Source organism: Bacteroides mucinivorans, assembly GCF_034654355.2.
Lineage (GTDB): Bacteria > Bacteroidota > Bacteroidia > Bacteroidales > Bacteroidaceae > Bacteroides > Bacteroides nordii.
Genome location: NZ_CP178179.1, coordinates 2954043 through 2980164 on the forward strand (window position 1 = coordinate 2954043; position 26122 = coordinate 2980164).

Below are 26122 nucleotides of genomic sequence, written 5' to 3' on the forward strand. Positions count from 1 at the left end.
TTTCCAATTCCAAATGTTATATAAATAGAGTTGACTACTTAAAAAATAAAATTATGGATAAAAATGAAAATCTGATTAGTATCACGGAAGTCCCTGCCGGGCCCTACATCATCAAAGGTGAATTTAAGATGATTAACAAAGAAGGGAAAGAGAGTATTTTGCAAGGAACAAACGCTTTGTGTCGTTGCGGCCACTCTAAAAACAAACCATTTTGCGACGGAACACATCGTAAAATAAATTTTGAAAAGGACAACGAATAAGGCTACACAAATGCGTCTTTTATAAACTCCAGTGCGTGTATCAACGGAATATTTACCCGAAGAGACACGCATTCAATTTTTCTGTTCCACCAACGTGTTATTCTTCTTATTCTTCCTCAAGGATACGTGCTGTCTCTACTTTTTCCAAGCGTGCCCGCAAACGAGGCATCATAGAACGACGAATACGAAGCGTCATACTACAATCCATGTCATAGGACTGTCGCAAAATTTCCGGTTCTTCTTCTTTCACAATACGCATCACATCATTCATAAAAGGATATTCAAAAAGCACAGTCACCTCGTCATCTACCGTTTTTTCTACAATGGTAGCCGTGGCAATGGCTTCGGCGGCAGCAGCTTTATAAGCCACAATCAATCCACTTGTTCCCAGCTTGATTCCACCAAAATAACGAACTACAATAATAAGTATATCAGTCAGTTCATTAGAGTTGATCTGTCCCAGAATAGGTTTTCCGGCTGTACCGGAAGGCTCACCGTTATCATTCGCACGAAAATCTTTCCGTTCATGTCCCAGCATATAGGCATAGCATACATGACGTGCATCGTAATATTTCTTCTGGTACGTTTCGAGATGTGTCTTTATTTCTTCGTACGTACGCACAGGCAAAGCAATAGCAATGAACTTGCTACGCTTTTCGGTATAGATACCTTCGGAGGGTTCAGTAATGGTTTTGTATGTATCTTCCATGCTTTTAGAATTAAAAATGGAAAGTTGAAAATTGAAAATTACTATGCAGCCTATTATGCAGTTAATTTTCAATTTTCAACTCTTCATTTTCAACTAACTAAGTTTATGAATCACCAGTCCCGAACGAAGTTTCGGTTCAAACCAGGTAGTCTTCGGCGGCATGATATTGCCAGTATCAGCAATATCCATCAATTGTTTCATTGAAACAGGATAAAGTGCCAAAGCTACTTTCATTTCACCGCTATCTACACGTTTGCTCAATTCTCCCAGACCACGGATACCACCTACAAAGTCGATACGCTTATCCGAACGAAGGTCTTTAATACCTAAAATTTCATCCAGAATCAAGTTGGAAGAAATAGTAACATCCAATACACCTATCGGATCGTTATCATCATACGTTCCGATCTTCGCTGTAAGACTGTACCATTTACCATCCAGATAGAGGGCAAAATTATGCAGTGCATTCGGTTTGTAAATCTCCATACCTTTTTCTTCTACAACGAAATTCTTTTCGAGCGCAGTAAGAAACTGTGCAGGAGTCAAACCATTGAGGTCTTTAACCACACGGTTATAATCAATAATAGTCAATTGATTGGCAGGAAAACATACAGCCATGAAATAGTTATACTCTTCATCTCCACGATGATTCGGATTCTGTTTTGCCTTCTCAGCACCTACAAGTGCGGCAGCGGCAGAACGGTGATGTCCGTCAGCAATATAGAGTGCAGGCATTTTAGCAAACTCAGCTGTGACAGAAGCGATATCCTCTGCCTGGTCTATAATCCAGAAAGTATGTCCGAAACCATCACCCGGAGCTATAAAATCGTATACAGGATTCTGAGCAGTATATTTCTTGACGATGGCATCCAGCTTCGCATTATCAGGATATGCAAAGAATACCGGTTCAATGTTGGCATTGTTCACGCGGACATGTTTCATGCGATCTTCTTCTTTGTCGCGACGGGTCAGTTCATGCTTCTTGATAATACCATTCATATAATCAGGAACATAAGCACCCACAACAAGTCCGTATTGTGTCTTACCATTCATTGTCTGAGCATAGATGTAATAGTTTTCTTTATCATCCTGCACCAACCAGCCTTTGTCTTGAAACAGTTTAAAATTATCGGCAGCTTTGATGTACACCTTCTCGTCATGCTCATCCGTACCTACAGGAAAATCTATTTCAGGCTTAATTATATGATAGAGTGATTTCTCATTTTCACCAGCTTCTGCACGTGCTTCTTCTGAATTAAGTACATCGTAAGGACGCGAGGCAACTTGCTCCACTAATTCTTGTGGAGGACGAATACCTTTAAATGGTTTAATTGTAGCCATAAGTCTTATTACTTATTTACGCGGAATTTTTCGCAACCGTCTTTCAGGAAACCAACGATCTGTTGTGCAGCAGCAATGCCGGCATTGATATTAGCTTCAGCTGTTTGTGCACCCATTTTCTTAGGAGTGGAGAAATAACGTCCGGCAAAAAGTTCGGTGAACTTAGCATTAGCAGCAGGCATAATATCGGTAATATATTTGAAATCGGGACGATCTTCCATCAACTGAATAAGTTCGTCTTCATTGATAACTTCCTTACGTGCAGTATTTACCAAAATAGCTCCTTTGGGCATATCCTTCAACAAAGCATAGTTGATAGAGTTCTTCGTTTCGGCAGTAGCAGGAATATGCAGAGAAACAACATTACAGGTTTTGTAAAGTTCTTCGGCAGAATCAACCGCTTTAACGCCATCTTTCTCGATTACTTCTTTCGGGCAGAATGCGTCATAAGCATAGATTTCCATTCCGAAACCTTTAGCTACACGTGCTACATTACGACCTACGTTTCCGTAAGCATGAATACCCAGCTTCTTACCCATCAGCTCAGTTCCTGATGTTCCATTATAAAAATTACGGACAGCATATACCAGTAAGCCAAAAACAAGTTCGGCTACCGCGTTGGAATTCTGTCCCGGTGTGTTCATTACACATACCCCGTGTGCAGTTGCAGCAGCAAGGTCTACGTTGTCATAACCGGCTCCGGCGCGTACCACGATTTTCAGTTCTTTGGCAGCATCCAGCACTTCGGCATCTATAATGTCACTGCGTATAATGATTGCATTGGCATCTTTTACTGCATCCAATAATTGTGCCTTCTCTGTATATTTTTCAAGTAAAGCAAGCTCGTATCCGGCTGCTTCGATTTCTTTGCGAATACCGTCCACAGCTACTTTAGCAAACGGTTTATCGGTAGCGATAAGTACTTTCATGATTCGATGTGTATAATTATAAAAAAAACGATCCACTACAAACTGACACAGAGTTTCATAGAGAGGACTGCTAAAAACAGAAAACTCCGTGAAACTCTGTGATACTCTGTAGTGAGAATATTAATGAAGTTTCTCAAATTCCTGCATGCAGTCAATCAATGCCTGTACGCTTTCTTTAGGCAGAGCATTGTAGCATGATGCGCGGAAACCACCTACAGAACGGTGTCCCTTGATACCTACCATACCTCTTTCAGTAGCAAACTTCATGAAGTCAGCTTCCAGATCTTTGTATTCGGGAGCCATTACGAAGCAGATGTTCATACGTGAACGGTCTTCTTTAACAGCTGTTCCTACGAACATCTTGTTACGGTCGATTTCAGCATACAGCATATCGGCTTTTTCGATAGCACGGCGTTCCATTTCTTTCACACCACCTTGTGCTTTGATCCAACGCAATGTCTGCAGTGCAGCATAGATAGGCACTACCGGAGGAGTATTGAACATAGAACCATTGTCAACATGTGTCTGATAATTCAACATGGAAGGAATAGACCGTGATACTTTGCCCAATGCATCATTCTTCACAATTACAAAAGTAACACCTGCAGGTGCCAGGTTTTTCTGTGCACCACCATAGATACAGATATATTTTGAAACGTCGATAGGACGAGAGAAAATATCGGAAGACATATCGGCAACCATCGGAACCGGAGAGTCAAGGTCTTCTTTCAATTCTGTACCATAAATAGTGTTATTAGTAGTGATGTGGAAATAATCAGCATCAGCCGGAACTGTATAATCTTTCGGAATATATGTATAGGTAGCTTCGGCAGAAGAGGCAACTTCTACAACTTCGCCAAAGGCTTTGGCTTCTTTCATCGCTTTCTTGGCCCATACGCCGGTATTCAAATAAGCAGCCTTCTTCTCAAGGAAATTGTATGGTACCATGCAGAACTCCATACTGGCACCACCACCCAGGAACAATACCGAATACCCTTCGGGGATGTTGAGTAATTCCTTGAATAGTGCTACGGCTTCATCAACCACAGGTTGGAAGTCCTTAGCGCGGTGGCTTATTTCCATCAGTGAGAGACCGGAACCATTGAAATCTAAAATAGCCTTCGCTGTATCCTCAATCACCTCACGCGGAAGAATAGAAGGTCCTGCATTGAAATTATGCTTTTTCATTTGAAGTTTGTTTTTGGTTTAACATTTCGTTACTTGTGTCTTTTGACATTGCGAAATTACGGAATTATTTCCGTAAAACAAATCTTTCATTATAAAATCACATTCGGTTTGCTGATTTATCTTACTTTTTATTGGTTTATGCAGGATATATGCACCATTTTGTCATGTATGGATATCAAGAGTGAGCATAAAGAATAAAGTAATAGTATCGGATATTTTTTACTTAAAGACTGAAAGTAAAAGGGATATAAAATGAATATTTATGATATAAAAGAAAGAAAAAATATCCTCCGGAGGATATTCATGTTTAATACGGTATTTCACCACAGAGGTCGCAGAGGGCACGGAGTTTTAGTTCTTTGATGAAACGCGGATGATCTCTGATTCCCGCAAAAGGATATAACAATAAAATAAAGAACTACAGTTTTTTAATCAGCTTTTATCTGCGATCATCCGCGTTTCATCAGAGAAAATAATATCTCTGTGCTCTCCGTGTCCTCTGTGGTGAACTGATAATTAATCAGCTTCTTCAATAACGGTTTTCATTCCTTTTATCTTTTCTCCCCGGATAAGAGTCAGTAACTGCTTCACCTTCCCCCGACGAATAGCAACGAAAGCATAATGCTCTTTTACATCAATCATCCCCACATCTTCACGAGAAAGGTTTCCCTTCTTATACAAGAATCCTGCAATGTCTATACGGCTTAGTTTATCTTTTTTTCCTTTACCTATATATAAGGTAACCCAAAGCGGCTTTGAAGGACGCGGAGCTTGTTCCGGAAGTTCATACATTTCGATATCCATAGGAATATATTCCGGTGTTTTTTCTTCTGCGTTCAGAATGAGATAAGAGGTTCCGGTAGCATCCCAACGAGCTGTACGCCCGTTCCGATGGGTAAAGGCTTCTTCATTCACAGGCATATGATAGTGAATGATGTGCTCTACTTCCGGAATATCCAGTCCACGGGCAGCAAGATCGGTGGAGACAAGTACATGACAGCTTCCGTTACGGAATTTATAAAGTGCACGTTCGCGGTCGGGCTGCTCCATACCACCATGAAAGCGTTCGTTATACATGCCCTTTTCAGTAAGCAGTGCACTCACACGTTCCACCGCATCCCGATGATTACAAAAGACAATACTGGAACTACTCCCCAGTGTACAAAGCAACTTATAGAGTGTATCAATTTTATCTTTTGCAGGAGAGATGACTTTCATTAAGGTCAGTCGCGGTGCTTCTGTGGGGGTATCCGGCAGAAAATTCAGTTTAATAGTACGGTTCAGTCCGGTGAACTGTGGGATTTCTTCGGCATCTGTTGCAGAGAGGAGTACCCGTTTTTTTAATCCGGGCAGTTGAGTGATGATCTCAGCCATTTCATCATGGAAGCCGAATTCAAGAGACTTATCAAACTCATCAATAATAAGTGTACGGATTGTATCGGGATTGAAATTCCCTTTGGCAAGGTGATCTGTTATACGTCCCGGCGTACCGATAATGATTGTAGGATGATTACCTTGAATGCTCTTTTTCTCTTCACTAATAGGGTGACCGCCATAACAGCAACAAGTCTTCCAGGAGGAATTCATGGCCTTGAATACAGAATCTATCTGTAAAGCCAGTTCCCGCGAAGGTACGAGAATCAGTACTTGTATTGTATTATCATCCGGTTTCAGGGATAAAAGCAAAGGTAGCAGAAAGGCCAATGTCTTACCCGATCCGGTAGGTGAAAGCAATATTACGTCTTTTTCTTCAGAAGCAGCATCCAGCGCAGCTTCTTGCATAGGATTCAGCGCTTCAATCTTCAGATTTCTCAGCGCAGCTTGTATCAATTCATTCTTTTGTTTCATAATGGCACAAAGATAGGGAGATTTACGATTAGACGATTTACGATTTACGATTAAAGTTTACTATGATTCCTTAAAATCAATAGCTATAACTAACTCCAATCATAAATTGTAAATCGTCTATCGTAAATTTCAGCGCTTTCCTTATGCTCCGAAATTATCGAACATCAGATTCTTAGCCGGTACCCCCAGGCTATCGAGCATCTTCTCAACAGCTTTAGACATCGGACCAGGACCACACATGTAGTATTCAATATCTTCAGGTGCTTCGTGGTTTTTCAGGTAAGTTTCATAAATTACTTCATGAACAAATCCTGCTGTATAGCTAACACCCGCTGCATCTGCTGCAGGATCCGGACGGTCAAGAGCCAAATGGAACTTGAAGTTCGGGAAGTCTTTTTCAATCTGCAGGAAGTCTTCCAGATAGAACACTTCATTCAACGCACGTGCACCGTAGAAATAGTTCATGATACGATCTGTTGTATGCAGTGTCTTGGTCAGGTGCATGATTTGTGCACGCAACGGAGCCATACCGGCACCACCACCAATCCACATCATTTCATTCTTAGAATCGAATATCGGATGGAAGTCTCCGTAAGGACCGCTCATGATTACCTTGTCGCCGGGTTTCAGTGTGAAGATATAAGAAGAAGCGATACCCGGCATTACATCCATAAATCCAGGACCTTGATCTTTCGGTTTGAAAGGAGGTGTAGCAATACGTACAGTCAACATGATACGGTCACCCTCAGCTGGATAATTGGCCATAGAGTAAGCACGAATGGTCTCTTCATCATTCTTGCACTTGAGTCCCATGAGACCAAACTTTTCCCAAGCCGGCAGATATTCGTCACCGATCAGACTTTTATCAATGTCTTTATTATAATCCATTGAAAATTTAGGAATCTTGATCTGTGCATAAGAACCCGGAACAAAGTCCATGTGTTCGCCCTTCGGCAGAGCTACGATAAACTCTTTGATAAAAGTTGCTACATTCTTGTTTGAGATAACCTCGCACTCCCACTCTTTCACTCCCAGGATTGACTCGTCAATCTTAATAGACATATCCTGTTTCACTTTTACCTGGCAACCCAGACGCCAGTGATCAGCTTGCTGTTTACGAGAAAAGAATCCGGTTTCAGTAGGAAGAATCTCTCCTCCTCCTTCGAGCACCTGACAGCGGCATTGTCCGCAAGAACCTTTACCACCACAAGCCGATGAAAGGAACACATTGTTGGCAGACAGCGTACCCAGCAATGTACCACCGGGAGATGTCTTCAGTTGTTGTTCGCCATTCATCGTAATCGTAACCTCGCCCGAAGGAGTCAGATAACCCTTCGCAACGAGCAGTATAATGACAAGCAGGAGAATCACTCCAAGGAATACTCCGATACTCGCTAATATTAAAGACGTCATTGTATTATTCTTTTTACTTTAGTTATAATTTCAATCCAGAGAAACACATAAAGGCCATTGCCATCAGTCCTACAGTGATAAACGTAATACCCAAACCACGTAGCGGAGCGGGAACATCAGAGTAAGCCATCTTTTCGCGGATAGCAGCCAGACCGACGATTGCAAGCAACCAACCGATACCGGAACCTAAGGCATAAACCACCGCACTACCCACACCTGTGATAGCTTGCGGATTGGCAGGGTCCATTGTTATTCTCTGCTGCATGAACAGTGAAGCACCCATGATAGCACAGTTCACAGCAATCAGTGGAAGGAAGATACCTAAAGAGGCATACAGTGAGGGAGCGAAACGCTCTACCACCATTTCTACCAACTGCACAATACCGGCAATAACGGCAATAAAGAGAATAAAGCTAAGGAAGCTAAGATCGACACCTTCGATGATAGCATTGGCAGCCAGCACCTTCGTCTGGAGCAAGTAGTTCACAGGAAGCGTAACCACTAATACGAAAGTTACCGCAATACCCAGACCTACAGCAGTTTTCACATTCTTCGATACAGCCAGGTAAGAACACATACCCAGGAAGAAGGCGAATATCATATTGTCCACAAATATGGAGCGGACGAATAAACTTAATAATTGATCCATTTGATTTATGATTTCTAATTTATGAATTATGAATTATGTTAGAATTAGGATATGACTATGTACACGACATAAATCACACTTCATAAATCATAATTCTTGTAATTCTTTATGTTTCGCACGCTGATACCAGATGATACAAGCAACGATAATCAATGCCATAGGAGGCATCAACATCAGACCGTTGTTCAAGTAACCCATTTTGTAGAATGACTCCGGGATAATACGGAAGTTCAGCAAAGTGCCCGAACCCAACAATTCACGGAAGAAAGCTACAATAATCAGAATCTTAGCATATCCAAGTCCGTTACCTATACCGTCGAGACATGACTCCCAGGGACCGTTCTGCATAGCAAAAGCTTCAAGACGTCCCATCAGGATACAGTTAGTAATAATCAGACCTACATAAACAGAAAGCTGAACACTTACATCATAAGCAAATGCTTTCAATATTTCACTCACAATAGTAACCAATGCAGCTACTACTACCAACTGAACAATAATACGGATACGGTTAGGGATTGTCTTTCTCAGCAACGAAATAACAACATTGGCAAAAGCTGTAATTACTGTCACGGATAAACCCATAACGATAGCCGGTTCCAATTTGGCTGTTACCGCCAGTGCCGAACAGATACCAAGCACCTGTACGGTAACCGGATTGTCGACTCCCAACGGAGCAAAGAATACTTCTTTATTCTTTTTAGAAAATAATTGGCTCATATTCTATCGTTCCTCCTTATTTATTAGTTAAAAAATTATTGTACTGACCCAGACAGTTCTTAATCATATCATCTACACCCTTAGAAGTAATTGTACCACCCGAAATACCATCGACCTGATATGCAGGATCAGTAACTTTACCATTCTTCTCAACAGCCAGAGCAATCTGCCCGTCTTTCATCACTTTCTTACCATCAAACTCTTTCTGAAAAGCAGGAGTTGCAATCTCAGCTCCCAAACCCGGAGTTTCACTTGCATGAGAGAAGTACACACCGTAAACCGTGTCTTTGTCTTTGTTTAAACCTACATATCCCCAAATCGGCCCCCAAAGTCCGGCTCCCGACAAAGGAATTACATATTTGGTCTCTCCCTTCACATCGCACACATACAGCGGAAGCTGACGCTCTGCTTCCGGCTTAGACATTTCGGCAGCCATATCTATTGCGAAACCACCATTTTCGGAAACAACCTCTCCGTTGGCGTTCAGAATCTCATCTGCTTTCACATATGTTTTATACAGTTCTTCCGCATTCTGACCTTTTGTGTCAACGTTCAATGCAGCCAGAATCTGTTTCATCTTATCCAACTCTTCGTTCTTTTTCTGCGTCGGTTTCAGAGAAGCAGAAACAAAAGCCAGAAGGAATGCTACGATAACAACCATTACCGAAGCATAAATGATAGTATAGGTATTACTATTTGTATTCATTGTTTTCGTTCGGTTTTAATTGTTAGACTTAACAGCACGTTTCTCGCGACGACCGATATTGCTCTGTACGATACAGTAGTCAATCAGCGGAGCGAAGATATTCATCAACAGAATAGCAAGCATCATACCTTCGGGATATCCCGGATTGAGCACACGGATTATGATAGCCATAGCACCGATAAGGAATCCGAAAATATACTTACCTGTTTCCGTACGGGCAGAAGTAACAGGATCGGTAGCCATAAATACAGCACCGAAACAAAAACCACCCAACACAAGGTGTTCGTACCAAGGCATATGAGCCATAGCAGTGTCCGGACCAGCAACATTAAAAATCCATCCCATAAAAGCACCACCTACAAATACAGAAAACATAGTTTTCCAGCTTGCAATGCCTGTCCACAACAGCAGGATCGCTCCCAGTGCAATGGCAATAACACTTGTTTCACCGATAGAACCCGGAATAAGCCCCGTCACCATATCCCATGAGAATGGAGGATAACCATCGGGGGTTAATGCAGTAGAAGCTACACCGAGTGAAGTAGCAGCAGTCAGCCCATCTACGCTCTGTCCCATACCGAATATACTCTGTCCGGATACCCAAACGGCATCACCAGACATCTTAGTAGGATATGCAAAGAACAAGAATGCACGGGTTACAAGAGCAACGTTGAACACGTTCATACCCGTACCACCAAATACTTCTTTTGCGAAAATTACAGAAAATGCAGTTGCAACAGCCAGAATCCAGAGTGGGCAGTCAACCGGCACAATCATCGGAATAAGCATACCCGAGACCAGAAAACCTTCCTGAATTTCTTCTTTCTTCCATTGTGCTATAACAAACTCGATACCAAGACCGACTACATAGGATACAATAATTTTAGGCAATACAGCCAGGAATCCGTAGGCAAACATTTCCAGAAAACTACCTTCGCCTCCTGTATGAGTGAAATGCTGGTAACCTACGTTGTACATACCGAACAGCAAAGCCGGCATCAACGCAATAACCACGATCGACATTATACGCTTACTGTCAATCGCATCGTGAATATGCGTTCCCGTTTTCGAAGTGGTGCTGGGGACGAACAAGAATGTTTCAAAACCATCAAACACCGAACGAAACGCGTGGAATTTGCCGCCCTCTTCAAAGTTCGGCTTTATCTTGTCGAGATAATTTCTTAACGCTTTCATTAATATATTTACTATTTATCTATTTACTAATTACTATCTGATACCTCAATGCTTACATCATTTCGGCACGGAGCATATCCAGTCCGAGGCGGACAATGTGTTGCAGCTCCAGTTTGGATGAATCTACAAACTCACACAGGGCAAAGTCTTCCGGAGCTACTTCGTAGATACCAAGTGCTTCCATACGGTCGATATCCTGAGCAATGATTGCTTTGATAAGGAACTCGGGCAGAATGTCCATCGGGAACACTTTATCGTATTCGCCGGACATGATCATATGACGTTCCCCCCCCTTGATACGTGCATCCATTGTGTATTCTTTCTTAGCCATCAACCAGCTGAAGTAAGAACGGTGTACACTGAAGTGGTTGAAACGCGGCATGATCCATCCCAGCATTTCGTGGATATCATTACCTTCGGGGATAACTGTCACCTGGCTATGGAAAGCACCAAGAAAGCCATTCGGAGATACCAATTTACCAGTCAGCACATTGCCGCTGATATAGCGTAATTCTTTATCTTTTGTTACGTTTCCGGCAAAGATATTAGTCAGTAATGCACCTACACGCAGCTTACAATAAGCTGGTCTCAGTACTTCAGAACCTGTTACGGCAACCGTACGAGTCATATCTACACGCCCTGTATTCATCAGTCGTCCGATGAAGATTACGGCTTGCGGGTCAATGGTCCATACTGTTTCACCTTTTACTATAGGGGCAACATGGTTAATCTGCACGCCTACATTTCCAGCGGGGTTTGGTCCGTCGAAAGCAGTGATAGTAACATTCTTCGCCTGTGTTAAGGCTGCTGATTTCTGTTTCACACTAATGCCGAGATAAGTTTTAGCCATCTTAGCCAATGCATCGAGACCCGTCTGGAAATTTACTTCTTCTCCTTTGAGTGCGAATTCAAATTCAGGAGCCAATGGATTACTGTCGAATGCAGAAACGAAAATTGCTCTAGGGGCACTATTCGGATCGGCAATCACATCGTAGGGACGTTGCTTGATGAAAGCGAACATACCTGCCTGCAACAACAGTTCCTTGACCTGATCAGCATTCAGCTGGGCAACATTCTGCTTGCCGAACTCCTCGTAGTCCTGCTCAGCAGCGGCTTCCACAACGATACTCATCACCTTACGGCGATCACCGCGTTCCACGCTTGTTACCACGCCGCTAACGGGCGAAACAAATTTCACTTCAGGATGATTCTTGTCGATAAACAAGGGTCCTCCAGCCATCACATATTCCTGCTCTTTGACTACCACTTTAGGAGTCACCCCAGGAAAGTCGTCGGGTACGAGTCCGTAAAATCCCGGCTCCTTCACTGCAGCTATCTCTTCAGCAGCTTTGCCTTTCAGGTTGATGTCAAGGCCTTTACGTAACTTTATTACATTTGCCATGTGTTATATAAAATAATGGTTTCATAATTTGCCCGCAAAAGTAATAAATAATAATGTGAAATAAGAGGAAAAAAGAAAGGAATTACGGAGATTTTTCCGTAATTCCTTTCGTTAACGTACACGAGGAAGAGAATAGTGAGTAGGGTTTAGTGATAAGTGATTAGTAGTTGCGCTATTACGCCGCATGGTACTAATCGCTAATCACTCCTCTTCCGGAGCAAACATCGGGTCCCATGCCGGCAGACGAACAGGCTTCTGTTTTAGAATTTCCATGACTTTTGATGTGGCGAATTTCTTTTCCACTACCAGACGAAACATATATTCATTAAACCATTCATCCGTCATTATAAGATGTCCCTGATAACCGGAACCTGCGCCCCAGCTATTCTCAACCATCCATTTCACAGGCTTTCCGTCTTTGTTGATATCAACAGCCATTAATGTCATCGCATGACTTGAGCCACTGGAAAAAGTCTGAATACGCTGTTTTTTATCCATTCCAAACGTAGTACCCATTAAAGAACCGTAGTCATAGTTATTAACATCAAGCAGTCCGCGATCTGAGTTCAGAAATTTACCCACATCACAAGAGAAATACATCATAGTGCTGTCCTTCAACGAAGCAATAGCCATCTCTTTAATCTCCTCTATCGGCAAATTGACGTATGTCCAGTTATGTCCGTCATAACGATGGCGATCAAAATCTATTTCATAACATTTATAATACTCACGACTCGGATCATTCATCAGCATCACATAATTATTGATAAGATTCTCATCTCCGTATTTCTTCAGAAAAGACATTGGAGTGTACTGTTCTGTTTCCACCGGATTCCCTTTGGCATCGTAACGAGTCCATGTAAATTCTGTAGGAGGGACACCCAAATTTAATACCAACATACGATAAACAGTACCCAGCATCTCTGTTTTGCTCTTCTCAAGAGCAGCAGCCTTCGCCCCTTTCGAAGCCTGTTCACGCAATTGCAAACCAAATTCACGTAGTTTAAGTGAAATCAGATTTGCCATCCGTGCCGTATTCTCACTGCTATTCGTTTCAGGCATCACGCCCTTGGGTACCAATCCATATTTCCCCACAATATCTGCAACTCCTGTAAATGTCCCACCGTCACTCAAAGGATTGCGGAACAACCATTCCACCATCTTATCATCCATCGGTTTTTCGCGTGTATCAATCACTCCCTGCAAGAAGAGATTAGCCTTCTCCAGCTGATCATAAAAAAATGGATAGGTCTGTGAGAATTCAAACGAAGTCAATCCATACTTTGCAATCGTTTTGGCACGCATTACGTTCAGTCCGGTGAAAAGCCAGCAACGCCCCGATGACTTCTGATCGGTAATCCCTTTGGAATCTACTTTGATAGAGAAGTAAGTATCCAGCCCCGTCATATTATCCTGATTCAAAGCCAGTTTGCGGATATCATTATTACCAATTGCATTACGCAATGCCTTATCTGCACTTGTTTCCTGGTAACTCTGTTTAATCTGATTCAGCATCTCACTGCTGATTCCACCCTTGTCCCGCTGTGCCTGTACAGAAAAAAAAGCAGCACTCAGAACAAATAATGATAAAATTCGTTTATTCATATAAATAATGTATTAAATAATATGCCAATGTGCTAATGTGCCAATTGGCTGCGCTATGATGCCTCACGGTAATTGGCATATTGGCACATTAGCGCATTGACACATTATCCTTTTGCAAAATTAGTATCCTTTTTTGGAATTTTTATCCATTCCTTTAGATTTATTACCTATTCGGCTGGAAACTATTCCGAATAAAACAGTTTTCTTTGCACCCTCATTCATAAAGAGAATATGAAAAGATATATAATAGGTATATATATGGCGCTAATTCCCGCCATTACTCTTCTGGCACAAGAAGAAGGCATCACATTTTTAAAAGACGGCAAACTGGAAGTTAATACGGTATTTAATCCCGACAGTCTGAAACAGGATACTCTTCCGAAACTTTCCAAACGCGAGCTACGCCGATTGCATGTGGCGAAACGAAATCTCCATTACAACATCCTGGGTGGTCCGAGTTACAGTCCGGATTTCGGATTCCTCATTGGCGGTAGCGCTCTTATGACCTTCCGCATCAATCCTAGTGATACTACCCAGCAGCGTTCTGTTGTACCCATGGCTATTGCCTTCATGTTCAACGGCGGATTGAATCTCTTCTCCAAACCTCAGTTATTCTTCAAAGGTGACCGTTTCCGTATCTTCGGACAGTTCAGCTATAAAAATACACAGGAAAATTTCTATGGAATAGGCTATACCACCAACAAAAATTATGTACGTAGTGACACCACCAGCCAGTACCGATATAGTGGCGTGCAGATAAACCCCTGGTTCCTTTTCCGCCTGGGCGAAAGTAACTTCTTCGCAGGTCCACAGATAGATATTAACTACGATAAAATGAGTAAACCTGCAAAATACCTTGTAGACCAGCCTTCTTATATTGAAGCAGGTGGAACGGCTCATGGTTATAGTAACCTTAGTTCCGGGGTTGGTTTCCTGCTGACGTATGATACACGTGATGTTCCGGCCAATGCATATCGGGGCATATATCTTGACCTTCGCGGTGTCACGTATCAGAAGTTTTTTGGTAGTGACAACGAATTCTACCGTCTTGAAATAGATTACCGCCAATACAAAACAGTAGGCCACCGTAAAGTGATCGCCTGGACTGCACAAACCAAAAATGTCTTTGGAGATGTACCTCTGAATAAGTATGCCCTCAGTGGGACACCATTTGACCTTCGTGGTTATTATATGGGACAGTACCGGGATAAGTCTTCTCATGTCATTATGGGTGAGTATCGCCAGATGTTCAACACGGACAAAAGCACATGGATAAAGAAAATGGTCAGCCATATCGGTTTTGTAGCCTGGGGTGGATGCGGTTTCATGGGTCCTAATCCTACCAAAATCGAAGGCGTGCTGCCCAATGCCGGAGTCGGATTGCGTATCGAAGTGCAACCCCGTATGAACGTCCGCCTCGACTTCGGTCGCAATATGGTAAATAAGCAAAATCTGTTCTACTTCAACATGACAGAAGCCTTCTAAACGAGGGCTATCTCCATTTTTAATTAAAAAAAGAAAATAGAAGAAGCATAAAGAACACAGAATAAAATAATTATCTATATTTGCGGTAGATTACACAATTAAATACAAGCAATTCAGGATAATTATGAAGCATTTTTGCTATCTGTATTCTTTTTCTATACTTCTTCTTTGCGCAGTGCCTTCGTTAGTGAAGGCACAAGAGATGAATGATAATATTAAATCTGAGGTAACAGATTATACTAACATCGTACTCCCCCCACTTGATTTACTTTTTGAAAATGCAAAAGGCGGACCTACTTACGAACTCGCCCAAGTAAAGGAACAGATAGAACGCAAATTATTGGCGAAAGAGAAAAGAGCTTTCCTTGGTTTTTTCAGTTTAAGAGGTAGTTATCAATATGGTATGTTCGGCAACGAAGGTACATACACGGATGTTGCCATTGCTCCGTATCTTACTTATACTACTCAAGCACAAAGAGGTTATACTGTTGGTGCAGGAGTTAATATTCCTATCGATGGTCTTTTCGATTTAAAAGCTCGTGTTAACCGACAGAAGCTTGCAGTAAAGGGTGCTGCATTGGAAAAAGAAATTAAGTACGAAGAAATGAAGCGAGAAATAATCGAAATGTATACGACGGCAACCTCACAGCTCAGCGTACTAAAATTACGTGCAGAAGCACTTGAACTTGCGACACTGCAATATGAAATTGCAGAAAAAAACTTTGCTAATAATAGTATTGATACCGGAGATCTTTCTGTAGAAAAACAAAGACAATCTTCTGCTATGGAAGCCTATGAAAAGAGTAAGTTTGAACTTACTAAAAGTTTAATGATACTTGAAGTTATTACCCGTACTTCTATTTTACGAAAATAAACACAATTTCTTATGGATTATATACTTTATCTATTCCGATCTTTGTATCGTAAATTAGTATGGATCATTTTGGGTGCACTACTTATTACAGTTTTTGTTTACCTTAAAACAGCGAATATGCGAGGTTCCTATAATGTTGAAACAACTCTCTATACTGGTGTTGTATCCGGTTATGGTATCGAAGCCAACAATGTAGGAGTCAATTGGGCCATTGCTCAAAATGCCATCGATAATCTTATTAACATAATACAATCAGAGAGCACCCAAAAGCGTGTTTCCATGCGATTATTTGCCCGTGTACTTGTAAAAGGGAATCCTGATAAAGATCAAAACTCCATAACAGCTGCCAGCTACAAATACACATACGACCATATGAAGAACAGTCCTCACGGCAAAGAGTTAATTACTCTTATCGACAAAAGCAGCGAGGAAAAAACAATGGAGAATTTTATGAAATATGAGAAAGCTGATGTGAACAATTATATTTACGGACTCTTTTATTATCAGCATCCTTATTACAGCCGTAGTGCATTAAAAAAAATACAGGTAACTCGATTGGGGAATAGTGACTTATTAAAAATAAACTATTCATCAGGTGATCCGGGTATCTCTTATAACACTATAGAGATACTAATGAAAGAATTTGTCAATGAATATCGCATACTCCGTTATGGAGAAACAGACAAAGTAATCGAATACTTCAGAGCTGAATTGAACCGCATTGGTGACGAACTGACCAGACACGAAGATGATCTCACCAAATATAATGTAGATAATCGAATCATTAACTACTACGATGAGACTAAAGAGATTGCCGCCATTAACAAAGAATTTGAATTAAGAGAGCAAACCGTATTATTTGCATACAACAGTTCTAAAGCTATGCTCGAAGAACTGGAACGTCAAATGGATAATAACACAAGACAAGCCATTACCAATCTGAACTTAGTTGATAAACTTAGAGAAGCCTCAAGTCTTACCGGAAAGATTACAGAAATGGAAACTGTTTCTGCTAATAAGTCCAAGGATGAGAAGATGTTGAAAGATTATAAAGATCTTTTAAATAAAACCCGCCAGGAATTGTCGAAGATCTCCGATCAGTATGTGGGAGATAAATATACAAAGACAGGAATTGCTCGTACCAATATTGTTGAACAGTGGCTTGATCAGACCTTAGCATATGAAAAGGCTAGGGCAGAACTTGATATTGTGAAGAAAAGCCGGATAGACCTAAATGAGAAATACCAGTTTTATGCTCCTGTAGGTACTACAATCAAACGTAAAGAGCGTGTTATTAACTTCTCTGAACAAAGTTATTTAACCAATCTTGCCAGTTATAATGAAGCTCTGATGCGTAAGAAGAATCTTGAGATGACTTCAGCGGCTCTCAAAGTATTGAACCCACCTGCATATCCTATTAGTGCAGAGGCCACTAATCGCCGTAAAATCGTATATATGGCTTTTCTGGGTACTTTCTTATTTCTAACAAGCTTTTTTATACTGATAGAACTGATAGACCGTACATTACGTGACTCTCGACGTACACGCAAATTAACTGGTTGTCCTGTTTTGGGAGACTTTCCTAGTAGGAAAAAGACTTCCCCATATAGTGTTACCTATGATAATAGTGCTACCCGTTATCTGAGTAGTGCCATACTTCGATTCTTCACACAACGAAAAGAAGGATCTCCTTTTATACTCAACATGCTTAGCATGGAGGACGGATGTGGTAAAAGCTACGTATCCGAATCCATTGAAGCATACTGGAAAAAACTTGGACTCAATGTACGTAAATTGACAGATGGTGTCGATTTTCAGTCCAATTCCTCTGAATTCCAGTTGGCTAATGGTATCCATGAATTATATACACCTGGCAATGAAGATATTTTGATTGTAGAATATCCAGCGATGAGTAACAGCAATGTCCCTACTCCATTACTTCGTGAAGCCCAACTAAACCTAATGATTGTCTCGGCTAACTACGGATGGAAAGCTACGGATAAAATAATGCTCCAAAAACTTGAAGCTCAATTAGGAGCAAAACCCTATCTCTGCCTGAATCGTGCTCCAAGATACGATGTAGAAAACTATACTGGAATGCTTCCTCCATATACACCATTACGCAAAGTAATGTATCTCCTGTCACAATTAGCTTTGACCGAAAATGCAATTCATTGGAAGGACGTCTGGAAAAGAAAAAAGAACTCTCGTACAAGCGTTGCTGAAGTAGAAGAAGACGATGACGATTAATAGTAAAGAAAAGAAGATATACGAAGACAACCAATCGGCAGTCAGTTTTTATATATTGTTCGCCTTCCAGTTTCTATTGGTAGCCGGAGGTATGTTTGTCAACATCAAGACAGGAATATCAACCTCCCTGTTGGTATTATTAATGACTCCTTTTATATTGTCGCGCTGTTCTTCTCTGAATTTTGATTTATCAAGAATTCGCAATGGCATGACAGGACTTTTTGTCTTCCTTTGTGTGTTTTATCTTCTTGAGATCGGAAACCCCAATAATGTGCAGGAAGCCTGGAACATCAGTATAACTCATTATGCAATTTATCCTATTGCTATGGCCATACTGGTGCCAGTTGCAATTCGTGATCGCAAAGGCATAGAATGGCTTTTATTTATTTGGTCAGTATTTATACTGATAGCTTCCATGAAGGGGTACTGGCAAAAGAATCATGGATTCAACCAGCAAGAGCTCTATTTTCTTTATACAATGGGAGGTTATCGTACACATCTTATCTGGTCAGGAATACGTTATTTTTCATTCTTCTCAGATGCGGCCAATTACGGAGTACACTCTGCTATGGGACTTACAGTATTTGCCATATCAGCCTTACTGGTTCGTTCTAAATGGATGAAAATATATTTTGCCGTTATAGCCATTGCTGCTGCCTATAGTGTAGGAATTTCGGGTACCCGCTCCGCGATGGCTATTCCTCTCGTTGGATTAACAATGTATGCATTCATTTCTAAGAGCGTAAAAAGTATTACCATTAGTCTCATCACACTTGGAGCTGTGTTTTGTTTCTTCTATTTTACAAACATTGGTGACAGTAACCAATATATCCGTAAAATGCGAAGCGCTTTTCATCCTACAGAAGATGCTTCTTATTTAGTGCGTGTAGAAAATAGAAAGAAGATGAAAGAACTTATGGCAGATCGTCCTTTTGGCTACGGTGTAGGCTTATCCAAAGGAGCACGCTTTGAACCAAAAGAATTAATGCCTTATCCACCCGATTCCTGGTTGGTATCTGTATGGGTAGAAACCGGGATCGTAGGTTTAGTACTTTATCTTGTTGTACATGGTGCACTCTTTGCATGTTGTGCATGGATATTGTTATTTAAAATAAAGAATAAACACTTGCGAGGATTACTCGCTGCGTGGCTTTGTATGAATGCGGGTTTCTTCGCAGCTGCCTATGCCAATGATGTGATGCAATATCCCAACTCCATTGTAGTTTACACAGGTTTTTCCCTTTGCTTCGCTGGCCCTTACATAGATAAAGTAATGTTAGAGGAAGATAGGCAGAAAAAAGAAAGAAAAAAGAACAATAGTTCTGATAAACATGAATAACACTCCTTTACTATCATTTATCACAATTTGCTATAATGGCATAGCAGACACGTGTGCACTTATTGATTCTATCCATAAGATTATCCACTCAGTATCCTATGAGATCATCGTTGTGGATAACGCTTCCCGGAAAGATGAAGCAACTATCATTAAAGCACACTACCCTACCGTCATCACCGTGCGTAGCCAGCAAAATCTGGGCTTCTCCGGAGGTAACAATCTAGGATTAGAAATAGCACAAGGCAGATACCTGTTCCTTATCAACAATGATACTTATTTTGAATCAGACGGAATACAAGCGCTTATCGACCGGCTAGAAAGCGATTCTCAAATCGGTGCTGTATCTCCCAAGATACGATTTGCCTTTCCGCCGCAGCACATCCAATTTGCCGGATATACACAACTGAGTAGTATCACAATGCGCAATGAACCTATCGGTATGGGACATCCGGATAATGGAAGCTTTGAGACTTCACACCCCAGTCCTTACTTGCATGGAGCTGCTATGCTTATCAAACGTGAAGTTATAGACCGCACGGGACTTATGCCCGAGATTTATTTTCTCTATTATGAAGAGTTGGACTGGTGCACTGCCATGACCCGTGCTGGATATACGTTATGGTACGAACCCCACTGTACCGTCTTTCATAAAGAGAGCCAAAGTACCGGGCAGCAGAGTCCCCTGCGTACATTCTATCTTACGCGTAACCGTCTGCTCTATGCTTGGCGTAATTTCACAGGAATGCGCTGCTTACTGTCTATACTCTACCAGATGACAGTAGCCGCTGGAAAAAACAGTCTCGTCTATCTTCTCAAACATCGTGTAGATCTGGCATCCGCTGTTTGGAAAGGCGTGTTTGCCTTTTTTTCTTTACCGAATAAAAAAAATTAACCTATGAATACTCTGATTACTCTTATCGACTGGATACTCTTCATTCCACTGGCACTGTGTGTTGGCTATCTTTTTTTCTTTGCCATTGCTTCGCGTTTCCAGTCACATCTTATTGACAAAAATTTCATACCACAGGAGCAACACCGTTTCCTTGTGCTCTTTCCCGCCTACAAAGAAGATCGAGTCATTGTAGATTCTGTCAGTAGTTTCCTGGAACAGGACTACCCTTCAGAATTCTACGATATCCTTGTTGTCTCAGACCATATGCAACCACAAACAAATGATGCTTTGCGTAGCCTTGGAGTAACAGTCCTGGAAGCCACTTATACGGATAGTTCAAAAGCCAAAGCAATGAAGCTCGCCATGCAAGAGATACCTGCCGGAGAGTACGATGCGATCGTTATTATGGATGCCGATAATACTACCGTCTCTTGCTTTCTCACCCGTATTAATCAAGTTTACGCACAAGGTTTCATCGCTTTACAGGCACACCGCACCAGTAAGAATCTCACTACTAATATCGCACTGCTCGATGCTGTGAGTGAAGAAATCAACAATGGATTTTTCCGCAGTGGACACAATGCCGTACGTCTCTCTGCTGCCCTGTCCGGTTCGGGAATGGTGATAGCCGAAGAAAAATTCCGCCGTTATGTATTGCAACTGAAAACAGCAGGTGAGGACAAAGAGCTGGAAGCATTGATACTGAAAGAGAACCACGGGCACATAGCTTACATACCTGATCTGCTTGTATACGATGAGAAAACACAACGGCAGGAAGCCATCAGCAATCAACGCCGCCGTTGGATAGCTGCTCAGTTTGGTGCTCTGCGTGCATCATTACCCGATTTACCGAAGGCGCTGATGCAAGGTAACTACGATTATTGTGATAAGATATTACAGTGGATGCTTCCGCCACGACTGGTACAATTGGCAGCTGTCTTTGGGTTTACATTACTGGCCACAATAGTTAGCCCTACAACAAGTGTAAAGTGGTGGATACTTTCATTTGTACAAGTAATAGCAATGATTGTTCCTGTACCTGCAGAACTGATGACTATCAAACTTCTGAAAGCACTCATGAGAATACCGACATTAGCATTCATTACGATAGGTAATCTGTTCAAATTAAAAGAAGCAAATAAGAAGTTTATACATACGGAGCACGGGAAGGAAGAAGGAAGAAAGGAAAATTGAAAAAGCAGAAAAGATGTACCGACATAGCATAGTAACTGCCATCTCTCCTCCTCCACCACTTGTACCACAAAAGCATTTAATAAATGAATAGAAGCCTTTTCGGAATTGATAGAGAAACTGGAACAGACTTGAAACAGCGGCCGAAACGCGATATACACCGAATAGGTACTGATAATTGTGGAAACGATAGGAAAACCGTGAAAGAGTTATATGAGTTATGGACTGTAATTTATTAGCTGCGCTATATACTGCATGGCACAAATCACAATTCATAACTCATAACTCATAATTTATTTACCAAGCTGCTATTTGTCCAGTTACAGAGTAAATCATCTCCATTAGACTCAACCCAAGCCTTGAAGCCCATGCAGACGTTGTTGTTCCAATGTATAGTATCAGTCAAAATTCTCCCAACCCATCTCCGCTCTCAAGCCGAAACTATTCTTATACATTCCATTAAAACCAACTATTTGTAACACACACATTTTTAATAAAAGTTAATCAACGAAAGTCTCATTTCTTGACTCCATTTTCTGTTTTTATAACAATTGATAATTATTTCCATCTTCATATTCATGCAAATTGTCGTATCTTATGGATATTTAGTTTATTCCTCAGTGAGAAACACCCCGTTGCTCGTAGAGAAACGCTCCGTTTGTCGTAGAGAAACGAGTCAATTCTCTACGAGTAAATAATACAACACATAACATGTTGATTATTAACGCATTAAAATATTATCTTTTTTTTAACAATCAAACAATCTCTTTATCTGTTTATCCAGCATTTACATATATCTGAAATCACAACACACCTTGGATCTCTTTGTGTATAATCCCTGTCATAAAGCTGTTACTTGTGAATCAGACTGTAAACAAGACGCAATAACTTACTGGCAATATTATCCATCACCACGAATTTACTTACGTAAATGGACTGCTACTTTGCGACGGATTTGTTCCTGTAGCTCGACTTCATTGGGGATATGAAGGCTACAACCTAATAGATGAACCTATCGTCGAGATTGGCATAAAGGACTTGTCGTGCTCGTTACTGCGATAGTTATGACACTGAAGACAGTATGTTTCCAACCGGGTACTAGTACGACCTCCTACTAAGGTGTTGAACTTGGGAAAAATTCCCATACTGTTGTACTTCCTGTACGGAGTATTGAATAAATTAATAGTTGATTTACTGACAAGTAGGCGGAGAATGGTGGATGATGGATAATTGGCAGCACAGTATATTGGCAAATTATTCAAAACCACCAGAAAGAAATTAATTCTACCAGCAAATCATTGATACTAATATTTTTTATGTATTTTTGTCCCTATTCTAAAATATAAATGTACCAAACGGACAAACATTATAAAAAAACAATGAAAGCATTGATAGTTTTCAGGGAAGATGACGCTGACAATCTCTTTGTCCACGTCCTTTGTCAGGCCATTTACAATTTAAAGATTGACATACATTGTTCTTGTCATGACTTCTGGGAGAAAGACGATATATATGATATTGTTCATTTTCAATGGCCGGAAGAAGTTGTGGGATGGAATTGTACAGATGAGTCTGTTATAGAACGCCTCAAACAGCGTATTGCATATTTCAAGATTGCAGGAACCCAATTTGTCTATACCCGCCATAACAGTTGTCCCCATTACAGTAATCCAGTCATTAAACAGGCATACGAAATAATAGAATCATGCAGTGATTTAATAGTACACATGGGTAAATACAGTTTGGAAGAATTCAAACAAAATTACCCCAGTAGCCGGAATACTATCATACCACACCATATTTACGAAAACACATATAACGAAAGCATAACACGCGAAGAGGCACGTGCCCGGATAGGAATCCCTAAGAATAGGTTTGTTATTACCGCTTTTGGTAAGTTTCGCAATCATGAAGAAATCAAAATGGTGCTAAATAGCTATTTACGTTTCCGGAATAAAAACAAATTCTTACTGGCTCCACGAATGCTCCCATTCTCTAGGCGTCCCGGACAACGAAATATACTAAAACGGATCCTCTCTTTCATCGGATATTATCTCGTTCCTCTTTTTCTAAGATTAAGAGGTGTCAAAGCTGGAGCAAGTGAAGAGCTCATAGACAATGACGAACTCCCTTATTATATTGCAGCATCAGATGTAATATTTGTACAACGGAAAAAGATTTTAAACTCTGGTAATATCCCTTTAGCATTTTTGTTCAGGAAGGTCGTAATAGGTCCCAATGTAGGAAATGTAAGTGAATTGCTTCACGAGGTAAAAAATCCCATATTTATCCCTAATGATATCAACAGTATAACGAATGCTCTAGAACAGGCAAGACAACTTTGTGAACAAGATAAAGGTGAAGATAATTATCACTTTGCGAAACAGCAAATGGGTCTCAATACAGTTGCAGATGCTTATATAAACGCGTATCAGTCGATTTTGAACATCGATTCTAAATTTGTTTAAACTCTATTTGCTACGGATAAATAATGAATATAGCGCGCTGTGCCGATGCAGTTCCCTCGCCTAGAAAGGCACCCTTATCGGAGGCTGGAAGTGTATTGACACAGCGCAGCCAATTAATATATTTAACTCAATAGCATTTCGCTTTGAATATTTAACAGATTCATATAATACTTTTCATGGCAAGTAACCTCAAACAACAACTTTTCTCCGGCGTATTTTACACTGCCCTCGCCAAATACAGCGGAATCATCATTTCCCTTGTGGTAGCCGGAGTGTTGGCACGCCTCCTCTCACCGGATGATTTTGGTATAGTTGCCATTGCTACAGTCATCATCGCCTTTTTCGGTATTTTCACCGATATGGGCATCTCCCCTGCCATTATACAAGATAAAACTCTGACCGAACATGAACTGTCAGACATCTTTTCATTCACCCTCTGGATGGGAATAGGGCTATCCGTACTCTTCTTTGCCGCCTCGTGGTCCATTGCTGCTTATTATGACAGTCCCATTCTGCGTATCCTATGCCAATTGCTCTGTCTCAACCTCTTTTTTGCCTCTGCCAACATAGTGCCCAATGCACTATTTTATAAAAATAAAGAGTTTAAGTTCATTGCCCTGCGTAGCTTCGGCATACAAGTGGCGAGTGGTGTAGCCGCAGTCATCGCTGCACTGAGTGGCGCCGGACTGTATGCATTAATTATCAGTCCAATTCTTTCCAGCATACTAATATTCGGTATATCAATTAAACGTTATCCTCAGCGCGCCTCGCTAACGTTGGGATTGAAAGCAATTCGCAAAATATTTTCCTACTCTGTCTATCAATTCCTGTTCAATGTCATCAACTACTTCAGCAGAAACCTGGACAAGCTATTAATAGGCAAATACATGAGTATGTCGCAGCTGGGCTATTATGAAAAGTCTTATCGGTTGATGATGCTTCCGCTTCAGAATATCACGCAAGTGATTACACCAGTAATGCATCCCGTTTTCAGTGATTATCAGAATGATCTGCAACGCCTTAGCTCTGCCTACGAACGTATCATGCGCTTGCTTGCTTTTATCGGGATACCACTCAGTGTATTGTTATTTTTCACTGCCAGAGAAGTTACCCTTATCATCTTCGGAGATCAATGGTTACCCTCTATACCCGTATTCCGTATTCTCACCCTTTCGGTGGGCATACAAATTATCCTTTCCTCTTCTGGAAGTATTTTTCAAGCAGCAGGAGATACGCGTAGCCTGTTTATCTGCGGATTGTTCTCGTCCGTACTCAACGTAAGTGGTATGCTGTTGGGCATTTTCTGGTTTGGCACACTCGAAGCAGTAGCATGGTGCATTGTCATTACATTTTGTATCAACTTCATCCAATGTTACTGGCAGATGTACCGCATCACGCTCAAACGGAGTATGTGGACGCTGTTGCGACAATTTGCATCACCTATTATTGTAAGCATGCTTATTACTGCCGCCTTGCTACCGCTGCACTACCTTACAGAGGGGGATAACATTTTTTTCACGCTACTATTGAAAAGTATTATAAGTTTCCTTATCTTTGGGCTGTACATACAGACCACACACGAATATGATCTGATAAGAAGAGCACGCGGACTGGTCGAGAAACTAAGAAAAAAAATAAACGATACAAACAAGTAACAAA

21 protein-coding genes are annotated in these 26122 nt (G+C 41.1%); 9 read left to right on the top strand and 12 right to left on the bottom strand.

The window, feature by feature from the left end; translation table 11 throughout:
- The first annotated feature begins 53 nt into the window (after positions 1 to 53).
- On the top strand, positions 54 to 260 hold the full coding sequence (locus VCM39_RS11085) for a CDGSH iron-sulfur domain-containing protein (RefSeq protein WP_002560531.1): 207 nt from the start codon (positions 54 to 56) through the stop codon (positions 258 to 260).
- Positions 261 to 366: 106 nt separating this feature from the next.
- Here VCM39_RS11085 and VCM39_RS11090 read toward each other — a convergent pair whose 3' ends face one another.
- The 12 genes from VCM39_RS11090 to VCM39_RS11145 all read right to left on the bottom strand — a co-directional run bounded on the left by VCM39_RS11090 (position 367) and on the right by VCM39_RS11145 (position 13964).
- On the bottom strand, positions 367 to 969 hold the full coding sequence (locus VCM39_RS11090) for an IMPACT family protein (protein ID WP_289291802.1): 603 nt from the start codon (positions 967 to 969) through the stop codon (positions 367 to 369).
- Between the two features lie 93 nt (positions 970 to 1062).
- Positions 1063 to 2310, bottom strand: coding sequence for a DUF1015 domain-containing protein (locus VCM39_RS11095; RefSeq protein ID WP_322932666.1), 1248 nt, complete (start codon positions 2308 to 2310; stop codon positions 1063 to 1065).
- Between the two features lie 8 nt (positions 2311 to 2318).
- Positions 2319 to 3239 (bottom strand): NAD(P)-dependent oxidoreductase, encoded by a 921-nt coding sequence (locus tag VCM39_RS11100; protein WP_007485459.1) that lies wholly within the window; start codon positions 3237 to 3239, stop codon positions 2319 to 2321.
- A gap of 120 nt (positions 3240 to 3359) precedes the next feature.
- Positions 3360 to 4427: a 3-phosphoserine/phosphohydroxythreonine transaminase gene (gene serC, locus VCM39_RS11105; RefSeq protein WP_221650011.1), complete on the bottom strand. Its 1068-nt coding sequence runs from the start codon at positions 4425 to 4427 to the stop codon at positions 3360 to 3362.
- Positions 4428 to 4943: 516 nt separating this feature from the next.
- The gene (locus VCM39_RS11110; RefSeq protein WP_322932665.1) at positions 4944 to 6275 is read right to left on the bottom strand and encodes a DEAD/DEAH box helicase; all 1332 of its coding nucleotides are present in this window, start codon (positions 6273 to 6275) and stop codon (positions 4944 to 4946) included.
- A gap of 141 nt (positions 6276 to 6416) precedes the next feature.
- The gene (gene nqrF, locus VCM39_RS11115) at positions 6417 to 7688 is read right to left on the bottom strand and encodes an NADH:ubiquinone reductase (Na(+)-transporting) subunit F (protein WP_002560537.1); all 1272 of its coding nucleotides are present in this window, start codon (positions 7686 to 7688) and stop codon (positions 6417 to 6419) included.
- Between the two features lie 22 nt (positions 7689 to 7710).
- Positions 7711 to 8337, bottom strand: coding sequence for an NADH:ubiquinone reductase (Na(+)-transporting) subunit E (nqrE, locus tag VCM39_RS11120; protein WP_002560538.1), 627 nt, complete (start codon positions 8335 to 8337; stop codon positions 7711 to 7713).
- Positions 8338 to 8424: 87 nt separating this feature from the next.
- Entirely contained in the window at positions 8425 to 9057 is a 633-nt protein-coding gene (locus VCM39_RS11125; protein WP_195449576.1) for an NADH:ubiquinone reductase (Na(+)-transporting) subunit D, read from the bottom strand.
- A gap of 16 nt (positions 9058 to 9073) precedes the next feature.
- Positions 9074 to 9763, bottom strand: coding sequence for a Na(+)-translocating NADH-quinone reductase subunit C (locus VCM39_RS11130; RefSeq protein WP_002560540.1), 690 nt, complete (start codon positions 9761 to 9763; stop codon positions 9074 to 9076).
- A 15-nt stretch (positions 9764 to 9778) separates the two neighbouring features.
- Positions 9779 to 10957 carry an NADH:ubiquinone reductase (Na(+)-transporting) subunit B gene (locus tag VCM39_RS11135; protein ID WP_195660114.1) on the bottom strand — a complete coding sequence of 393 codons (1179 nt, stop codon included), beginning with the start codon at positions 10955 to 10957 and terminating at the stop codon, positions 9779 to 9781.
- Positions 10958 to 11009: 52 nt separating this feature from the next.
- Positions 11010 to 12359 carry a Na(+)-translocating NADH-quinone reductase subunit A gene (locus VCM39_RS11140; protein ID WP_322932664.1) on the bottom strand — a complete coding sequence of 450 codons (1350 nt, stop codon included), beginning with the start codon at positions 12357 to 12359 and terminating at the stop codon, positions 11010 to 11012.
- Between the two features lie 201 nt (positions 12360 to 12560).
- Entirely contained in the window at positions 12561 to 13964 is a 1404-nt protein-coding gene (locus VCM39_RS11145) for a C1 family peptidase (RefSeq protein ID WP_221650014.1), read from the bottom strand.
- Positions 13965 to 14195: 231 nt separating this feature from the next.
- Between VCM39_RS11145 and VCM39_RS11150 the strand changes: the two genes are divergently transcribed.
- The 8 genes from VCM39_RS11150 to VCM39_RS11185 all read left to right on the top strand — a co-directional run bounded on the left by VCM39_RS11150 (position 14196) and on the right by VCM39_RS11185 (position 26118).
- Positions 14196 to 15449 carry a BamA/TamA family outer membrane protein gene (locus VCM39_RS11150; RefSeq protein WP_221650015.1) on the top strand — a complete coding sequence of 418 codons (1254 nt, stop codon included), beginning with the start codon at positions 14196 to 14198 and terminating at the stop codon, positions 15447 to 15449.
- Between the two features lie 124 nt (positions 15450 to 15573).
- On the top strand, positions 15574 to 16323 hold the full coding sequence (locus VCM39_RS11155; protein ID WP_221650016.1) for a TolC family protein: 750 nt from the start codon (positions 15574 to 15576) through the stop codon (positions 16321 to 16323).
- Positions 16324 to 16335: 12 nt separating this feature from the next.
- Complete coding sequence (locus VCM39_RS11160; RefSeq protein ID WP_221650017.1) at positions 16336 to 18573, top strand: GumC family protein; 2238 nt, start codon at positions 16336 to 16338, stop codon at positions 18571 to 18573.
- On the top strand, positions 18563 to 19912 hold the full coding sequence (locus VCM39_RS11165; protein WP_221650018.1) for an O-antigen ligase family protein: 1350 nt from the start codon (positions 18563 to 18565) through the stop codon (positions 19910 to 19912). The genes VCM39_RS11160 and VCM39_RS11165 overlap by 11 nt, the downstream gene beginning before the upstream one ends.
- Positions 19905 to 20804 carry a glycosyltransferase family 2 protein gene (locus VCM39_RS11170; protein ID WP_221650019.1) on the top strand — a complete coding sequence of 300 codons (900 nt, stop codon included), beginning with the start codon at positions 19905 to 19907 and terminating at the stop codon, positions 20802 to 20804. The genes VCM39_RS11165 and VCM39_RS11170 overlap by 8 nt, the downstream gene beginning before the upstream one ends.
- A 3-nt stretch (positions 20805 to 20807) precedes the next feature.
- Positions 20808 to 21998, top strand: a complete 1191-nt coding sequence (locus tag VCM39_RS11175; RefSeq protein ID WP_322932662.1) for a glycosyltransferase family 2 protein — start codon at positions 20808 to 20810, stop codon at positions 21996 to 21998.
- A 1376-nt stretch (positions 21999 to 23374) separates the two neighbouring features.
- Entirely contained in the window at positions 23375 to 24463 is a 1089-nt protein-coding gene (locus VCM39_RS11180; RefSeq protein ID WP_322932661.1) for a hypothetical protein, read from the top strand.
- Positions 24464 to 24639: 176 nt separating this feature from the next.
- A complete protein-coding gene (locus tag VCM39_RS11185) occupies positions 24640 to 26118 on the top strand; it encodes a lipopolysaccharide biosynthesis protein (protein ID WP_221650022.1) in 1479 nt (492 codons plus the stop codon).
- Positions 26119 to 26122: the final 4 nt, after the last annotated feature.

Excerpts from the sequence above, each read along its gene's own strand:
- VCM39_RS11085 (WP_002560531.1), top strand. The coding sequence starts at position 54 with ATGGATAAAAATGAAAATCTGATTAGTATCACGGAAGTCCCTGCCGGG.
- VCM39_RS11090 (WP_289291802.1), bottom strand. The coding sequence starts at position 969 with ATGGAAGATACATACAAAACCATTACTGAACCCTCCGAAGGTATCTAT.
- VCM39_RS11095 (WP_322932666.1), bottom strand. The coding sequence starts at position 2,310 with ATGGCTACAATTAAACCATTTAAAGGTATTCGTCCTCCACAAGAATTA.
- VCM39_RS11100 (WP_007485459.1), bottom strand. The coding sequence starts at position 3,239 with ATGAAAGTACTTATCGCTACCGATAAACCGTTTGCTAAAGTAGCTGTG.
- serC (WP_221650011.1), bottom strand. The coding sequence starts at position 4,427 with ATGAAAAAGCATAATTTCAATGCAGGACCTTCTATTCTTCCGCGTGAG.
- VCM39_RS11110 (WP_322932665.1), bottom strand. The coding sequence starts at position 6,275 with ATGAAACAAAAGAATGAATTGATACAAGCTGCGCTGAGAAATCTGAAG.
- nqrF (WP_002560537.1), bottom strand. The coding sequence starts at position 7,688 with ATGACGTCTTTAATATTAGCGAGTATCGGAGTATTCCTTGGAGTGATT.
- nqrE (WP_002560538.1), bottom strand. The coding sequence starts at position 8,337 with ATGGATCAATTATTAAGTTTATTCGTCCGCTCCATATTTGTGGACAAT.
- VCM39_RS11125 (WP_195449576.1), bottom strand. The coding sequence starts at position 9,057 with ATGAGCCAATTATTTTCTAAAAAGAATAAAGAAGTATTCTTTGCTCCG.
- VCM39_RS11130 (WP_002560540.1), bottom strand. The coding sequence starts at position 9,763 with ATGAATACAAATAGTAATACCTATACTATCATTTATGCTTCGGTAATG.
- VCM39_RS11135 (WP_195660114.1), bottom strand. The coding sequence starts at position 10,957 with ATGAAAGCGTTAAGAAATTATCTCGACAAGATAAAGCCGAACTTTGAA.
- VCM39_RS11140 (WP_322932664.1), bottom strand. The coding sequence starts at position 12,359 with ATGGCAAATGTAATAAAGTTACGTAAAGGCCTTGACATCAACCTGAAA.
- VCM39_RS11145 (WP_221650014.1), bottom strand. The coding sequence starts at position 13,964 with ATGAATAAACGAATTTTATCATTATTTGTTCTGAGTGCTGCTTTTTTT.
- VCM39_RS11150 (WP_221650015.1), top strand. The coding sequence starts at position 14,196 with ATGAAAAGATATATAATAGGTATATATATGGCGCTAATTCCCGCCATT.
- VCM39_RS11155 (WP_221650016.1), top strand. The coding sequence starts at position 15,574 with ATGAAGCATTTTTGCTATCTGTATTCTTTTTCTATACTTCTTCTTTGC.
- VCM39_RS11160 (WP_221650017.1), top strand. The coding sequence starts at position 16,336 with ATGGATTATATACTTTATCTATTCCGATCTTTGTATCGTAAATTAGTA.
- VCM39_RS11165 (WP_221650018.1), top strand. The coding sequence starts at position 18,563 with ATGACGATTAATAGTAAAGAAAAGAAGATATACGAAGACAACCAATCG.
- VCM39_RS11170 (WP_221650019.1), top strand. The coding sequence starts at position 19,905 with ATGAATAACACTCCTTTACTATCATTTATCACAATTTGCTATAATGGC.
- VCM39_RS11175 (WP_322932662.1), top strand. The coding sequence starts at position 20,808 with ATGAATACTCTGATTACTCTTATCGACTGGATACTCTTCATTCCACTG.
- VCM39_RS11180 (WP_322932661.1), top strand. The coding sequence starts at position 23,375 with ATGAAAGCATTGATAGTTTTCAGGGAAGATGACGCTGACAATCTCTTT.
- VCM39_RS11185 (WP_221650022.1), top strand. The coding sequence starts at position 24,640 with ATGGCAAGTAACCTCAAACAACAACTTTTCTCCGGCGTATTTTACACT.